General features: G+C 42.4%; 10 protein-coding genes. 8 read left to right on the top strand and 2 right to left on the bottom strand.

Features of this window, described 5'->3' with window-relative positions:
* Nucleotides 1-493 precede the first annotated feature (493 nt).
* The 5 genes from BUE31_RS21850 to BUE31_RS21830 all read left to right on the top strand — a co-directional run bounded on the left by BUE31_RS21850 (nucleotide 494) and on the right by BUE31_RS21830 (nucleotide 4,872).
* Nucleotides 494-1,465 carry a polyprenyl synthetase family protein gene (locus BUE31_RS21850; protein ID WP_073406108.1) on the top strand — a complete coding sequence of 324 codons (972 nt, stop codon included), beginning with the start codon at nucleotides 494-496 and terminating at the stop codon, nucleotides 1,463-1,465.
* A complete protein-coding gene (locus BUE31_RS21845) occupies nucleotides 1,465-2,523 on the top strand; it encodes a TerC/Alx family metal homeostasis membrane protein (protein WP_073405969.1) in 1,059 nt (352 codons plus the stop codon). Before BUE31_RS21850 ends, BUE31_RS21845 begins: the two co-directional genes overlap by 1 nt.
* 82 nt (nucleotides 2,524-2,605) lie before the next feature.
* Nucleotides 2,606-3,088, top strand: coding sequence for a group II truncated hemoglobin (locus BUE31_RS21840; RefSeq protein ID WP_073405968.1), 483 nt, complete (start codon nucleotides 2,606-2,608; stop codon nucleotides 3,086-3,088).
* A 120-nt stretch (nucleotides 3,089-3,208) separates the two neighbouring features.
* Entirely contained in the window at nucleotides 3,209-4,000 is a 792-nt protein-coding gene (gene cdaA / locus BUE31_RS21835; RefSeq protein WP_073405967.1) for a diadenylate cyclase CdaA, read from the top strand.
* 20 nt (nucleotides 4,001-4,020) lie between these two features.
* On the top strand, nucleotides 4,021-4,872 hold the full coding sequence (locus tag BUE31_RS21830) for a sterol desaturase family protein (protein WP_073405966.1): 852 nt from the start codon (nucleotides 4,021-4,023) through the stop codon (nucleotides 4,870-4,872).
* On the opposite strand, the gene BUE31_RS21825 is transcribed toward BUE31_RS21830, so the two are convergent.
* Together BUE31_RS21825 and BUE31_RS21820 are read right to left on the bottom strand one after the other, a co-directional pair.
* Nucleotides 4,832-5,245, bottom strand: a complete 414-nt coding sequence (locus BUE31_RS21825) for a hypothetical protein (protein ID WP_143167205.1) — start codon at nucleotides 5,243-5,245, stop codon at nucleotides 4,832-4,834. The two genes, BUE31_RS21830 and BUE31_RS21825, sit on opposite strands and share 41 nt — an antisense overlap.
* 206 nt (nucleotides 5,246-5,451) lie before the next feature.
* Complete coding sequence (locus BUE31_RS21820) at nucleotides 5,452-7,950, bottom strand: M1 family metallopeptidase (RefSeq protein WP_073405964.1); 2,499 nt, start codon at nucleotides 7,948-7,950, stop codon at nucleotides 5,452-5,454.
* Between the two features lie 622 nt (nucleotides 7,951-8,572).
* Between BUE31_RS21820 and BUE31_RS21810 the strand changes: the two genes are divergently transcribed.
* The 3 genes from BUE31_RS21810 to BUE31_RS21800 all read left to right on the top strand — a co-directional run bounded on the left by BUE31_RS21810 (nucleotide 8,573) and on the right by BUE31_RS21800 (nucleotide 15,927).
* A complete protein-coding gene (locus tag BUE31_RS21810) occupies nucleotides 8,573-10,966 on the top strand; it encodes an ABC transporter permease (protein ID WP_073405962.1) in 2,394 nt (797 codons plus the stop codon).
* A 116-nt stretch (nucleotides 10,967-11,082) separates the two neighbouring features.
* Nucleotides 11,083-13,449, top strand: coding sequence for an ABC transporter permease (locus tag BUE31_RS21805; protein ID WP_073405961.1), 2,367 nt, complete (start codon nucleotides 11,083-11,085; stop codon nucleotides 13,447-13,449).
* A gap of 114 nt (nucleotides 13,450-13,563) precedes the next feature.
* Complete coding sequence (locus tag BUE31_RS21800; protein WP_073405960.1) at nucleotides 13,564-15,927, top strand: ABC transporter permease; 2,364 nt, start codon at nucleotides 13,564-13,566, stop codon at nucleotides 15,925-15,927.
* Nucleotides 15,928-16,000: the final 73 nt, after the last annotated feature.

The following is a 16,000-nucleotide window of genomic DNA, read 5'->3' as shown; positions in this document are numbered from 1 at the left end:
ACCAAAACGCACTTTGCCCGTTTTTGACCGCATTTTAGACATGACCAAAATGTATTTTTTTCATAGACCCGGGCAGTTTAGGAGATTTTCGGGAGGTTTTAAGGAGATCGAAGGGTAGTGGCCGGTTTCGATTATCACCCCAACAAAAAAACGCCCGCGGTAACCCGCAGACGCTTCATGAAAACGCAACTTATACAAAAACAATCATCAACTTATTATCTTACATCTTTCCTCTTTAATGTTGTTATAGTAATAGAGTGAATTTGTTGTAAAAGGTTTAATGAGGAAGGGTTAATAGTTGATGGTTCATAGTTCATAGCTGGTAGAAAAACCAGGTAGAAAGCCCCGTTTTACATAAAAAACAATTGGCGTGTCATCAACTTTTCATAAAGGAATATACTATGAACCATCAACTATGAACCATCAACTTTTTCCTTATGTTTGTGGGGACTGCCGGTTAAGCGGCGCAACACTTAAAAAAGCGTGTATTTTAATGCTGAGCATCAACGAGATTAAAAAACCTATTGCGGCTGATATTGATGTTTTTGAGGGGAAGTTTAAAGCTTCTATGCAAAGCTCGGTTCCGTTGCTTGATCGTATTACTCATTATATTGTTAAGCGTAAGGGCAAGCAGATCAGGCCTATGTTCGTGTTTTTTTCGGCCAGCATTTGCGGGGGCATCAATGAATCCACCCACCGGGGCGCTGCACTTGTTGAGTTGCTGCACACAGCCACCCTTATCCATGATGATGTGGTTGATAACTCTTACCAGCGGCGTAGCTTTTTCTCAATCAACGCTTTATGGAAAAATAAGATAGCCGTTTTAGTAGGCGATTTCCTGCTGTCAAAAGGCTTGCTGCTCTCCATGAAGAATGACGACTACCGGTTCCTCAAAATAGTGTCAACCGCTATGGAGCAGATGATCGAAGGCGAGTTGTTACAGGTGGAGAAGGTGCGGAGGATGGATATTGAGGAGAAGGTGTATTACGAGGTGATCCGCCAAAAAACGGCCAGTTTAATAGCCAGCTGCTGCGAGTGTGGTGCTGCATCAGCCGGTGCGGATGATGAAACAATTGAAAAGATGCGTCTTTTTGGCGAAAAGATAGGCATAGCTTTCCAGATAAAGGATGATATGTTTGATTTTGGTACGGATGATGTTGGTAAGCCATTGGGGATTGATATAAAGGAAAAAAAGGTTACCCTGCCGCTTATCTATGCGCTTAACAACAGCAAGCCTGATGTTAAAAAGCAAATGATAAACCTGGTTAAAAATCATAATGACGACCCTGAAAAAATTGCCCGGATCATCAGCTTTGTAAAAGAAACCGGCGGATTGCAATATGCCGAAACGCAAATGAAGAAATACCAGGACGAGGCTTTTGAGATCTTAAATACCTTTCCTGGTGGCGAGGCGCGTACAGGGCTGGAACAGCTTGTGAGGTTTACAACCGAACGCAATAAATAATGAGCAGCGAATTAATTTTTATTTCGGGTTTTATTGTATTCATTTTAATAATGCTGGCAATGGACCTGGGCCTGTTTGCCAAAACCGACAAACCGGTAAGCCTTAAACAGGCGGGCATTATGAGCGCGGTATGGATAGCGCTGGCACTGGGTTTTTATGTGCTTATCTTAAATTTCGGCCACCTGCTGCATCATATTAATAGTTTTGCCGCGTTGCAGCAGATCAACAAGAATAACTTTCATCACCTTAAGCTTAACCCTAATGATTTTGCCGGCAGCATTGAGCTTTACCGCAAAAACCTTGGCCTTGAGTTTATTACCGGGTATGTGGTAGAATATGCATTATCAGTTGATAATATATTTGTTATCGTACTGGTTTTTACAGCTTTTGGCGTTAACCCGAAATATTATCATAAGGTGCTTTTTTGGGGGATCGTTGGTGCTGTATTAATGCGGTTTGCTTTCATATTCCTGGGTTCTACTCTTATCACCCATTTTCATTGGATCCTTTACCTGTTTGGTGCGTTTTTGGTGTATACTGGTGTCAGCATGTTTGTTAACCGGAACCAGGAAAAAAACATCGACCCGGAGAATCATAAAATAGTAAAACTGGCCTCCCGGTTTTTTGCGGTGCATCCGAAGTTTGAGGGCGATAAGTTTTTTGTGAAAATAGATCGTAAAAAGCTGATAACACCATTGTTTTTAGTGCTGCTTATCATCGAGGTTACTGATCTTGTTTTTGCGGTTGATTCAATCCCGGCTATATTTTCAATAACCAAGGATGCTTATATCGTTTTCTTCTCCAACATATTTGCCATACTGGGCCTGCGTTCCATGTTTTTTTTACTGGTTAATATTATTGATAAGTTCCATTATTTAAAAGTGGGCCTTGCCGTATTGCTGGCCTTTATCGGGCTGAAAATGCTTGCCGCAAATTATGTGGATAGAATAGGGCTTACCACAGGCAGATCCCTGTTAATAATCTTAGCCATCCTGGTGATAAGTGTTGTGGCATCATTGGTGTTCCCGAAGAAAAAAGAGAAAGTGATTAGAGGTTAGAGACCAGAGATTAGTTATTAATTTTGAATAAGGAATTTTTTCAAATAACTTTCCAACCTTTAAACATTACAACACTAACAACATGGCAGCTAACGACACCCCAAAAGTTCCAACGCTTTATGAATGGGCCGGCGGAATGCCCGTATTTGTAACCCTTTTCGATAAGTTTTATGACAAGGTTCTGCAGGACGAGATCCTGGAGCCGGTTTTTAAACACATGTCGGCACAGCACAGGCTGCATGTGGCGCATTTTGTTGCTGAGGTATTGGGCGGGCCGAGGGTTTATAGTGAATCAGAAGGCAGTCATTTTGAAATGATAAAGAAGCACCTTCAAAAATACCTTACCGAAAAGCACCGCAAACGCTGGATGGAGCTGCTGCTTGAAACTGCGGATGAGCTGGCATTGCCCACCGACCCTGAATTCCGCTCGGCATTTATGGCCTACCTTGAATGGGGTACCCGCATAGCAGTTATCAACTCAAATACTGACGAGGTTGCCGAAGATCCAAACATCCCAATGCCCGAATGGGGCTGGGGCGTACCCGGCGGGCCGTTTTTGGGATAAAGGGAGGATGTGCGGATTTTTGATGTGTGGATGAGGAAAATAGATGGAGGGACAAACTTATTCTTCTTTCGGACTTCCGGACTTTTCCGACTTTCGGACTAAAACACTTACCTTAGCTAAATGCAATCGTTTGATTTCGGCCTCTTAAAAATTACACCATTTTCCATACTGGACATTTTACTGCTGGCCATTATAATATACCAGTTGTATAACCTTATCCGGGGTACCATTGCAGCCAATATATTTATAGGGCTTACACTAATATACATTCTTTATTTTATTGTACCCGGAGAGAAAATGCCCCTGCTCGCCGGAATCCTTAAAAAAGTAGCTGATGTTGGGATTATAGCCGTAATTGTACTTTTTCAACAGGAGATCAGGCGATTTTTGCTCCTGGTAGGTAAAAATGCCTCTTTGCAGCGCAATAAAGCCTGGTGGCAGTATTTTTTTGGCAAAGCACAAATTGAAAAGGATAACTATGCCCGCATAAAGCCAATAGTTGATGCCTGCAAAAGCTTTAAGCAAACCCGTACTGGCGCTTTAATAGTTTTTGCAAAGTACTATGATGAGCAATTTTACCAGAACAGTTGTGAATTGATTGAATCAAAGATCTCAAAGCGTTTACTGGAGAGCATCTTTCAAAAAAATAGTCCCTTGCATGACGGCGCGGTTGTTATTGCAGAAAACAAAATAAAATCGGCCAGCTGTATCTTGCCGCTTACCGAAAAAACCGACCTGCCAACACAATTTGGTTTACGCCACCGGGCAGGGATCGGGGTAACCGAAGCAAATGATGCCACAGCCATAATAGTATCAGAAGAAACCGGTGAGATCTCATACGCCAAGCAGGGCCGGGTTAAAATGAACATCAGCTTTGCCGAATTGGAAAAACTGTTGAATAAGGATTTTTAGTTTTTAACGTTAGTTATAATATGCAATCGCTTTATTCATATGATACTTTAAAAGTACTGTTTAATATAAGCATTCGCTATTTGCTGTTCACCGGTACGTTTTACCTGTTTTTTTATGTATGGAAAAATAAACGTTACTGGTATTCAAAAATTCAGCAGCGGTATCCTGGTAAGCAACACATCTTCCGCGAAATAAAATATTCCTTTTTTACCGTACTGATATTCGGCGCCATAATAACGCTGACGATACTGGCAGGCGCTAAAGGCTTAACGCTTGTTTATGCGCCGCTCAATAAGTACGGGTATGTATATTATTTTTTCAGCATTGTGCTGATGATCCTTTTGCACGATACCTATTTTTACTGGACTCACCGTTTAATGCACTGGAAGCCACTTTTTAGATGGGTGCATAAAACGCACCATTTATCCATCAACCCAACTCCGTTTGCAGCTTATGCCTTCCACCCGGTTGAGGCCGTGGTAGAGGTTGGCATTATCCCGCTTATTGCATTTACCATTCCGCACCACGCTTCGGCCATAGCAATATTCGGGATTTACTCTCTGCTGTTAAATGTTGCAGGGCATTTGGGCTATGAAGTTTTCCCTAAAGGGTTTGCCAGCCATAAGATCTTTAAATGGCATAACACATCAACCCATCACAACATGCACCACAGGCTGGTTAAATGTAATTACGGCTTATATTTAAACTTTTGGGATAGGGTAATGCACACCAATCACCCCGATTATGAAGAAAGCTTTAACCAGGTAGTTGAACAAAGGGAACAGGGAAAAATTATCCGTGAAGCATTAAAAGAATCTGCTAAAGCAAACCTCACTTTTGCGGAACCGGAGAAAGTATTACCGGAGATTTGAAGGCAGGTGAGCCCTGAAGTGTTTTTTGCTGAAAAATACCCTGGTCAACATGGGAGATCCATTTTACTGGCATGTTATCATATCCATCTAATTTTACAACAGGCATTTTTGAGTTTCCTTCCAAAACAGCTACCGGCATATTTTCGTGGAAGTAGTTAGTTTTAAGGTCGGTGTAGTTTAATTTGCTGGTATTTAAAGCCAGCGTTTCATTCCCTTTTAAGGTAGGCGTTAAAAGCTTCCATGAATCCGTCTGCAGTTTGATCGATCTCTTTATCGCGTTAGCCAAACTATCAGCAGGTTTAACCTGTAGCTGCTGTGCCTTTAACTGGTAAGCACCGCTCAACAATATACATGCAAGTACTATCTTTTTCATGACGGTTTATTTAGAAACGCGACACTTTGCGTCTTTAGTAACAAATGTAATTAACAGAAATGTTAAATCACGTTAATTTTCCCCGAGAAAATGTTAAAATTATTAGTTAAATGGTTGATTAGGTTGGATTGAGTTGATTAGGTTCTATATTCTAAAACCTTAACTTATTCAACTCAATCTAACCTAATCAACTCAATCAACTAACATTACTTAGCATCATTAACTGCCTTAATAGCATCATCTACGGCTGTTGCACCGGCGGTATCATTAAGTTTTGTACGTTCTGTTTTTATAGAAGTTAATAAACCGGTAACAAATGGGCCAACGCCAAATTGTTTGTATTTAATGCCCATATCCTTAATTGCACCAATGCCCTGAAGTGCATATTCAGGTTTATCAACCCTGCCTGTCAATGCGGCAAAGCTGCGGATCAGGCCAAACCTGCCCTGCGGGCTGGCATCCATAAATTTACCATAAACATATGGCCATTGTTCGCTGCTGCCATTGGTAGCATAAGTAGTTACAATAGCCTGGGTTAATGCACCTTTATTATCCTGCTCAAATCCTTTAGCCAATGTCAATGACTGTGCGGGCTCTAATAAGGCAATTGCGTTCAAAGCCGCACCCTGTACAGCATATGACTGACTGCTTAAAGCCTGTTTAAACAAAGTTAAATTGCCTGATGCTTTTAATGCGCCAAGCTTGGCTATTGCAGCAGCACGAACCAATGTGTTTTCATCAGTTTGCGCTAATGATGTTAATATTGGCAAGGCAGCGTTGTGGATGTCATCATTGCTCATACTTAATGCCTTAATTGCCTTAATGCGCAAGCCAAAGTATTTGTCCTTTAAGGCAGCCAGCAAAACTTTTTGTCCGGCTTTATCTGTTTGGTGGCCTGCGGCAAAAGTTATTGCTTCAAACCTGTCAAGATATAAAGGCGCATTAAAGTATTGGAAAGCAAATTCGTCAAGCGTTTTATTGTCGGTTTTTTTGGTAAGTAAAGTTTTGTCGCCGTCAACATTTACCAGGTCGGGTTTTGTTGCCGATGGGAAGGTAAGCGTATCTGCCTTATCGTTCATCCAAACTTTGTACCTGTTCTTTTTGCCGTTAGCATAAATATCAATAGCCATAGGTAATTTAAAAGTTTGGCCTTCCTGGGTTTGCTGCAAGTAAACAGTTTCTGTTTTTGTAGCATCATCATATTTATAGCTGATGTTTAGCTCAGGGTTACCTGCACCATAATACCATTGATTAAAGAACCAGTTCAAATCAAGTCCGCTGGCTTCTTCCTCGGCTAAACGTAATTGCTGGGCCTCGCCGTTTTTAAACTGGTTGGTTTTCAGGTAGATGTTCAGGCCTTTATAAAATGCGTCCTTACCCAAATAGTTACGCAGCATGTTTAAAATACGACCGCCTTTTTGGTAGGTTACCACGTCAAAAACATCTTCTTTATCGCCATAATAAAAACGCACCAGGTTTTTGGTTTTAGCATCAGGCGAGTTCAAATAGTTTTGCATAGCGTCAAGGCTGTGCGCATCAGCTTCGTCCTGGCCATATTTGTGTTCGGCCCAAAGCATTTCGCTAAAGTCGGCAAACGATTCGTTTACGGTAAGGTTGCTCCAGCTTTCGGCGGTAACCAAATCTCCAAACCACTGGTGAAACAGCTCATGCGCAATGGTACTGCGGCCGGCATCATAACCTGCATCAATCAATTCGCGCGGGGTTTCCTGTACATATTCACCATGCAAGGTTGCCGATGTGTTTTCCATCGCGCCACTCACATAATCACGCACCACAATTTGCGAATATTTATACCATGGGAAATCAACCCCTAGTGTTGTTGAATAAAACTCTATCAGTTCAGGTGTCATCCCGAAGATCTGTTTGGCATAAGGCGCATATTTTGCCTCCAGGTAATAGTTTACCTCTTTGTTGCGCCATTTATCCTTATAAATTTTAAAGTCGCCAACGGCCATCATAAACAGGTATGGCGAGTGCGGCAGCTCCTGTTTCCAGGTATCGGTACGGGTACCATCGCCATTAACTTTCTGTGCAGCCAGCCTGCCGTTTGATAAGGTAACATATTTAGCCGGAACGGTCATGCTGATCTCGTCGGTAGTTTTTTGCCCGGGCTTATCAATGGTAGGAAACCAGCACGATGAGCTTTCAGTTTCACCCTGTGTCCAGATCTGTGTTGGTTTACCCTTTTCTGTGCCATCAGGATTTATAAAATACAAACCTTTGGCATCATTAATAGCGGCGCTGCCTTTAACATGCAGCTCATTTGGTTTTGAGGTATAATCAATATAAATGGTATAGCTCTCGTTGTTATGATAAACCTTATCCAGCTGAATGTTAACCGTTAGGCTGTCATCATACTTAAATTTCAGCGGTATGTTTTTACCGTTTTTAACAACAGCAATGGTTTTAAGGTCCATGCCTTTTGCATCAAGCCTCAGGCTATCTGTAGGGTAAAAATGCGGCTTTAAAGTAACCCATTCCTTGCCATACATGTATCGCTTTTTGTAATCAAAGCGTACATCGAGCTTAGTATGTACCAGGTCGTTAATTTTTGGAGGTGTAGCCCTATAGATCTTTAATTTGGGATCCTCGGGTTTCGCATTCTGCGCATAAGCTGCAGATATTGTCAAACCCATAAAAAGGCCTGAAAATACAAATGCCGAAAGAGTTTTTGTTGTAATCATATTGATGAATAAAATTTAGAGCTGTTAATAAAATATGGGTCAGTTGTGTTTTAATACTAAGCTAAATTATGAAGTTTTTAATTATAAAAACTATGACGGGAAGCACGCAAATAAGTTACAGCCGCAAAAGTTTTTTAATTTTTTTATATACAACGTTGGCAGAGCACGTCAAAAACGCACGCAAACTGTACGAATGCGAACAATATTTGAAAGATAGTTATATGTAACTTGTTGATAATTATTTATTTACGCAAATGGCATGTCTTTTATTACTTATAAGCAAACCGGGGGATATGATTTTTGTAAACTATTGTATAGCAATGGAATTGAGCTTAAGCCCCCGTCAGCATTAAATTAAAAATCCCCCTAATGGGGTGAGGGGAAAAAGAGTAGGTAGTAGGTCATTAGTCATTAGTCATTGTGTCATTAGTCATTAGGTCATTGTTTGATCTCTTGATTTGTAAAGGCGACCAGTAACCGAATGACGAAACTACCAATGACTAATATAGTAGTGATTAGAGACTGGAGATCAGAGATTAGGCAAGAAAAATCACCTGACTATGAACTATCAAGCACAAAACACCAATAAACTAATGAACCATTGAACAAATGAACTAACACCATGATAAAAAACTATTTAAAAATTGCCTGGCGCAACCTTTTAAAGAACAAGGCGCATACATTTATTAATGTAACCGGTTTATCGGTTGGCATAGCTGTAGCAATGCTTATCGGCCTGTGGATTTGGGATGAACTGTCATATGATAAATACTTTCAAAATCACGATAAGATAGTGCAGGTATGGCAACATCAAACATTTAACGGCAAGGTGGGCAGCCAAACTGCTATGCCTATACCATTAGGCACTATGCTGAGTAAGGATTATCGCAATGATTTTAAGTACGTGGTACTGTCAAGCTGGAATTATGATCACATACTGGCTTATGGCGATAAAAAAATAACCCAGCAGGGTAGCTTTATGCAGTCTGAGGCGCCGGATTTGCTTACCTTAAAAATGCTTAAAGGAACAAGGAAGGGCTTAACAGATCCATCATCCATTATGCTTTCGGCTAAAGTGGCAAAAGCCATTTTTGGGAACGACGATCCGATGGATAAAACCATTAAGCTTGATAATAAGGAATTGGTTAGGGTTACCGGGGTTTATGAAGACTTGCCCCATAACACAAGCTTTAATGAATTGAGATTTATAATTCCATGGGATCTGTTCAGGACCAGCCAGCCATGGGTAAAAGATGCTTCAACCCGATGGGGAAATAACTCATTCCAGATTTTTGCGCAATTAAACGATAATGCGGGTATAGATAAGGTTGATGCCCGGATAAAAAAACTTAAGGCAACAAATATTGCCGCTCAGGGCGATAATGTAGGTGCATCCTTTAAGCCGGTAGTATTTTTACATCCCATGAATAAATGGCATTTATATTCGGAATTTAAGGATGGCATTAACACAGGTGGCGCCATCCAATTTGTATGGATGTTTGGCATTATTGGTGTGTTTGTATTATTGCTGGCCTGTATTAACTTCATGAACCTAAGCACCGCCCGGTCAGAAAAGAGGGCAAAAGAGGTTGGCATCCGTAAAACCGTTGGGTCGCTGCGGATCCAGCTTATCGGCCAGTTTTTCAGCGAGTCGTTAATGGTGGTTGTATTTGCGTTCCTGTTTTCTATAGTGATCGTGTTATTGATACTCCCGTGGTTTAACCAGGTGGCCGATAAAACCATGGTTATCCTTTGGGCCAGCCCTGGTTTTTGGATAATGGGCATAGGCTTTAGCCTGCTCACGGGTTTAATAGCAGGCAGCTACCCGGCATTTTACTTGTCGTCTTTTCAGCCGGTTAAGGTATTAAAAGGCACGTTTAAGGCGGGCCGGTTTGCTGCCATACCACGCAAGGTGCTGGTGGTATTACAGTTTACGGTTTCAGTTACCTTAATTATTGGTACCGTTATAGTTTTCAGGCAAGTGCAGTTCACCAAGAACAGGCCGGTAGGTTATGAGCGCACCGGGCTGGTACAAATGGCAATGAAAAGCGACGGCATCCACAAAAGTTTTGCTGCTGTGCGTAACGACCTGCTACAAAGCGGCGCAGTTATGGAGATGGCCGAGTCAGGAAGCCCCTTAACTGATGTTTATTCAAACAACAGCGGATTGAAATGGAGGGGTAAGGCGCCTGATTTGCAGGACGATTTTGCAACCATCCTGCTATCGCCTGAATTTGGTAAGGTTGCAAAATGGAAAGTTTTAGACGGGCGCGATTTTTCAAGAGAATATTTGAGCGATTCATCAGCGATGATCCTGAATGAGTCGGCTGCAAAATTTATGAACTTTAAACGTCCGGTAGGTGAAATAATTGATTGGGGTAAAAAATATACAGTTGTAGGGGTAGTAAAGGATATGGTAATGTCATCGCCTTATGAGCCTGTAAAACCCAGCATATTTATATTGGACAATGGCGTAGGAAACCTGGTTGATCTTCGCCTAAATCCCAAAGTGAGCACACATGAGGCCCTGGCTAAAATAGAAGCGGTATTTAAAAGATACGATCCCGGAAGCCCGTTCGATTACAAGTTTACAGATGACGAATACGCTAAAAAGTTTGCTACCGAAGAGCGTGTAGGCAAGCTTGCCGGCTTTTTTACCTTACTGGCTATCTTCATCAGTTGTATGGGCTTATTCGGAATGGCATCGTTCATGGCCGAACAACGCACCAAAGAGATCGGCGTACGAAAAGTGCTGGGCGCCTCGGTATTCAGTTTATGGCGCTTAATGTCTGTTGATTTTATAATCCTGGTAAGTATTTCATTGCTGATAGCCATACCTACAGCTTACTACTTTATGCATGGCTGGTTGCAGGATTACAAATACCGGGCTGACCTGTCCTGGTGGATCTTTACAGGTACCGCTGCGGGCGCTATTATTATTACCATACTCACCGTGAGTTACCAAAGCATTAAAGCAGCGCTGATGAACCCGGTGAGTAGTTTGAAAACGGAATAGTCATTAGTCACTGGTCATTAGGTCATTGTCTGATCTCTTGATCTGTAAAGGCGATCAGTAACCTATTGATGAAACCCACCAATGACTAATGACACAATGACTAATGACCAAACACCATGATAAGAAACTATTTAAAAATTGCATGGCGCAATATAATCAGGCATAAAGCCTATTCGTTTATCAATTTATCTGGCCTGGCCATCGGTATGGCTTCAAGTATATTGATATTGCTTTGGGTGCAGAATGAGTTAAGCTACGATCGCTTTCACAAAAACGCAGATCAAACCTACCGGATAACCTGCGATGCCAGCGGTTTTAAAGCAGCTGTAAATACCGCTGGCATGCCCGCCGGCCTGAAAGCGCAAATGCCCGAAATAAAAAATACTGTGCGGCTAAGCCATCTTTCCAGCAGTTTATTCGAGGTGGGCGCCAGGAAGTTTGAGGAAAAGCGCGTGTTTTATGTCGATTCTACTTTTTTTCAGGTCTTCTCATTCCAATTGGTTAAGGGCGACCCTGCAACAGCTTTAAACCGCATTGATGGCGTGCTGCTTACGCAGGATATGGCCAAAAAGTATTTCGGGCAGGAAGACGCTATAGGCAAAGTGCTGCGCAAAGACAATGGCAGCAACGTAGTGGTTACCGGCGTTTTGGCCAATATTCCTGCCAACTCTCACCTCCAGTTTGATTTTCTTTTGCCTATGTCGTCTATCGTTCAAAGCACTGATGACTTGAAGAACAATACATGGAGCAATTTTAATTTTTATAGTTACGTGGTACTTGATAAAAGCTTTGTTCCCTCATCGGTGGCTTTTTTAAAGTTCAATCAAAAGATGAATGCGATTTATAAAGCGCATCAGCCTGATCAAAAAATAATTTTTCAATTGCAGCCCCTAACTGCAATTCACCTTGCAGCCCCTTTGCAGGTTGATTTGGAAGGACATGGAAACTCGCAATACGTTACAATTTTCTTTATCGTTGCTATTTTGGTGCTGGTAGTGGCCTGTATCAACTTCATGAACCTGGCCACTGCGCGTTCAGCCCGCAGGGCAAGGGAAATTGGGCTGCGTAAAGTATCCGGAGCTATCCGCGGGCAGCTCATCCTGCAGTTTTTAAGCGAATCTGTTTTGATCTCGTTTTTCGCTTTACTGCTGGCATTGGCAATGGTTTACCTGTTTTTACCGGTGTTTAACAACCTGGCCGATAAGCAGCTCGCCATAAATTTTCTGGATGCAAAACTTTGGCTGAGCCTGCTTGGTATTGCCGCTCTCACCGGGCTTATTTCGGGCAGCTACCCCGCTTTGTTCCTTTCAGGCTTTAACCCGGTTAAAGTGCTTAAGGGTAACATGAGGTCGATGGGCGGCAATCTTACCTTACGCAACACGCTGGTGGTAATACAATTCGCCGTTTCTATTTTGCTGCTTGTAGGCACCTTTACTATCTACAACCAGTTAAAATTCATCCAGAACCGCAACCCGGGTTTTGAAAAAGCTAACCTGCTGTATATGCCGATGAATGGCGATATGTGGAACAAACAACAGGCATTGAAAGCTGAACTTAAGCGTAACCCACTTACTGCCAACTTTGCTATTGTTAACGATTTGCCCATCAATCTTATAGCCGGCTCGCTTAATGTAAAATGGGAGGGCAAAGACCCAAAATCACAAATAGTTATCCCGTCGATGGATGTTAACGAGGATTTTATTTCGGTATTTAAAATGAAAATACTGAAAGGCCGTGGTTTTTCAAGTGCATTTAAAACCGACTCGAATAACTATGTTGTGAACGAAAAAATGCTGGCTGTAATGGGGCTTAAACCCGACAACGCAATAGGCAAGCCGCTGTCTTTTAATGAAAACAAAGGCTATATTATAGGTGTAGTTAAGGATTTTAATTTTAAACCCATTCAGCAGGCCATTGAGCCGCTGGCATTAAAGTTTAATAAGTATGGTGGTTACATAATTTTGCGAACCCAACCCAAAACCACAGAGGCAACTATAAAAGCCCTTGAACAAATAAGTCGCAGTCTTAATCCCGCTTATCCGTTTAAATATGATTTCCTGGACCAGGATTTGGCACGGATGTACAAAGGCGAGCAAAAAATGGGCAGTATATTTAACCTGTTTGCAGGGCTGGCCATCTTTATTTCATGCCTGGGTTTGTATGGCTTGTCGGCATTTATGGCCGAGCAGCGCACCCGCGAGATAGGCGTGCGCAAGGTTTTAGGCGCTTCGCTGCTGAATATCGTTTATCTGTTGTCGACCGGATTTACCAGGTTGATATTGATAGCCATAGTTATAGCAATACCGCTTTCGTGGTTTGCGGTTAACTATTGGCTGGAAGGCTTTGCCTATCATATCAATATCGGGTGGGCGGTGTTCGTCCTGTCCTCCATGGCTGCATTAATTATTTCGTGGGTAACGGTTAGTTATGAATCTATAAAAGTAGCCATCGTTAACCCGATAAAGAGCCTTAGAAGTGAGTAGGCAGTTGTTAGTGGGCGGTTGGCAGTAGCAACTGTAGGGGCGAATTGCATTCGCCCTGATCACAATGCAATCCAATTCCGGCAATGAACTATGAACCATTAACCATGAACTAAAATGATAAAGAACTATTTAAAAATTGCCTGGCGTAACCTGGTAAAGAGCAAGACACATACATTTATTAACGTCGGCGGTTTATCAGTTGGCCTGGCTTGCAGCCTGCTTATTTTGCTCTGGGTGCAGGACGAGCGTGGCGTAGATGGCTTTCACGCCAACGGACCGCAATTATACCAGGTATATGAACGCAATATACAACAGGGCGTAACTGACGCCAGCTACGTTACTCAAGGTTTACTGGCCGATGAGTTGAAAAAAAAGGTGCCGGAGATTCAATATGCCAGCGGTCTGGAACAAAATCGTTCTTTTACGTTTGAGGCAGGCAATAAAGTGCTTAAAATGGATGGAACCTATGCCGGGGCCGATTTTTTGAAGATGTTTAGCTATCCGCTTTTACAAGGAACGCCCGGAAGTGCTTTGACTGCCGCCAACGGCCTGGTAATTTCCCGTAAAATGGCCGAAGCTTTTTTTGGCTCGGTTGATAATGCCATCGGGAAAGCTATCCGTTATGAAAATAAGGATAATTTAGTGGTTACGGCAGTTTTTGAAAACTTACCGGCCAACTCATCGCAGCAATTTGATTTTTTGAAAAGCTGGAAGGCTTTTATTATAGAAAATACATGGGTAAATAACTGGAACAGCGCCAGCCCGGCTACTTATATACAGCTGCGCCCCGGCGCCGACCCTCATAAAGCAGCCGCTAAAATTAAAGATTTTCTCAGCCTTTACAGGCCGGCTACAACAGGGCTCCGCACTGAACTTGCATTGCAGCCCTATACTGAAAAATACCTGCACTCGACATTTAAAAATGGAATAACCGATGGCGGCAGGATTGAATATGTAAGCATTTTTAGTTTGGTAGCTATTGTTATTTTACTTATTGCCTGCATTAATTTTATGAACCTGGCTACCGCCCGTTCAATAAAGCGGGCCCGGGAAGTTGGCGTGCGGAAAGTTATGGGCGCAGCCAGGATAAGCTTAATAGGCCAATTTATGAGCGAGGCGCTGCTCCTTTCGTTTGTATCAATGATTATAGCGATTATGATAGTTGTATTGTTATTGCCTGAGTTTAACAGTATCACCGGGAAGCAGATTGCAATACAACCGGGGCAGCCAGTTTTCTGGCTTGCTTTGGCAGGAGTGCTGGTATTAACCGGGTTACTATCGGGTGGATACCCCGCTATTTTCCTCTCATCGTTAAACCCGGTTCAGGTGTTAAAGGGCAGCCTTAAATTTGGCCGGGGCGCAACGTTTTTCAGAAAAGGGCTGGTTGTTTTTCAGTTTACACTATCTATCATTCTTATAATAGGCACTATAGTGGTTTCGGGGCAGATGAATTATATACAGAATAAAAACCTGGGGTATAATCGCGAAAACCTGCTTTATGTCCCTTTAGAAGGTGATTTGATCAAAAATTACGATTTGTTTAAAAACGAGGCATCGAAGATGCCCGGCGTGCAGTCTATCTCAAAAATGAAAGAGTCGCCCACGGTAATCGGCCATTCAAAGAGCGATATTACCTGGGAAGGCAAAGACCCAAATCAGCCCGTGTCATTTTCTGATGCCTCAGTCGGATATGATTTTGTGAAAACGATGAAGTTGCAATTAACCGGCGGGCGCGATTTCTCAAAAGAATTTGCCGATTCGGCAAACTACCTGGTAAACGAGGCCGCCGCTAAAAAAATGGGCTATCAAGATGCAGTCGGCCGCGCTTTATCATTGGACGACCGTAAAGGCCAGATTGTAGGCGTGCTGAAAGATTTCCATTTCAACTCATTGCACGATGCTATTGCGCCACTGATTATCCGCCTGGCTGATAATCAAAAGTGGGGCACAATACTGGTCCGTATTGAAGCCGGTAAAACAAAGCAAATAATAGCAGGCCTCGAAAAGATAGGCAGAGAGCTTAACCCCGACTTCACATTTTCGTACCGGTTTTCTGACCAGGAATATGCCAAATTGTACAACAGCGAACAGGTGGTAAATAAGCTTTGCAATTATTTTGCGTCCATTGGCATTTTTATTTCGTGCCTGGGCCTTTTAGGTTTGGTTATGTTTACCGCTGAACAGCGCGTTAAAGAAATTAGTATCCGCAAAGTATTAGGAGCAAGAGTAAGCTCGCTGTTTGCGTTATTATCGTCGGAGTTTTTAATACTGGTGTTAATTTCATTGCTGATTGCTTCGCCAGTTACGTGGTATACCATGAGTAAATGGCTGCAAGGATTTGCCTACCATACAACTATGCAATGGTGGATGGTTGGCCTGGCAGGTGGCCTGATAATTTTAATCGCTATGGCAACGGTTAGTTTCCATGCAATTAAGGCGGCATTGGTAAACCCGATAAAGAGCCTTAGAAGTGAGTAGGGAGTTGGCAGTTTCAAATGTAGGGGCGAATTGCATTCGCCCTATGCGCCAAACCAAGATTGCAACAAGCTCC

Origin of the sequence: Mucilaginibacter sp. OK098, assembly GCF_900142915.1 — a bacterium.
Lineage (GTDB): Bacteria > Bacteroidota > Bacteroidia > Sphingobacteriales > Sphingobacteriaceae > Mucilaginibacter.
This window is presented reverse-complemented; position numbering and strand designations above follow the sequence as displayed.

What these genes read in the sequence shown, in the direction of transcription:
- BUE31_RS21830 (WP_073405966.1), top strand. Translation starts at nt 4,021, where the DNA reads ATGCAATCGCTTTATTCATATGATACTTTAAAAGTACTGTTTAATATA.
- cdaA (WP_073405967.1), top strand. Translation starts at nt 3,209, where the DNA reads ATGCAATCGTTTGATTTCGGCCTCTTAAAAATTACACCATTTTCCATA.
- BUE31_RS21820 (WP_073405964.1), bottom strand. Translation starts at nt 7,950, where the DNA reads ATGATTACAACAAAAACTCTTTCGGCATTTGTATTTTCAGGCCTTTTT.
- BUE31_RS21845 (WP_073405969.1), top strand. Translation starts at nt 1,465, where the DNA reads ATGAGCAGCGAATTAATTTTTATTTCGGGTTTTATTGTATTCATTTTA.
- BUE31_RS21810 (WP_073405962.1), top strand. Translation starts at nt 8,573, where the DNA reads ATGATAAAAAACTATTTAAAAATTGCCTGGCGCAACCTTTTAAAGAAC.
- BUE31_RS21840 (WP_073405968.1), top strand. Translation starts at nt 2,606, where the DNA reads ATGGCAGCTAACGACACCCCAAAAGTTCCAACGCTTTATGAATGGGCC.
- BUE31_RS21805 (WP_073405961.1), top strand. Translation starts at nt 11,083, where the DNA reads ATGATAAGAAACTATTTAAAAATTGCATGGCGCAATATAATCAGGCAT.
- BUE31_RS21850 (WP_073406108.1), top strand. Translation starts at nt 494, where the DNA reads ATGCTGAGCATCAACGAGATTAAAAAACCTATTGCGGCTGATATTGAT.
- BUE31_RS21825 (WP_143167205.1), bottom strand. Translation starts at nt 5,245, where the DNA reads ATGAAAAAGATAGTACTTGCATGTATATTGTTGAGCGGTGCTTACCAG.
- BUE31_RS21800 (WP_073405960.1), top strand. Translation starts at nt 13,564, where the DNA reads ATGATAAAGAACTATTTAAAAATTGCCTGGCGTAACCTGGTAAAGAGC.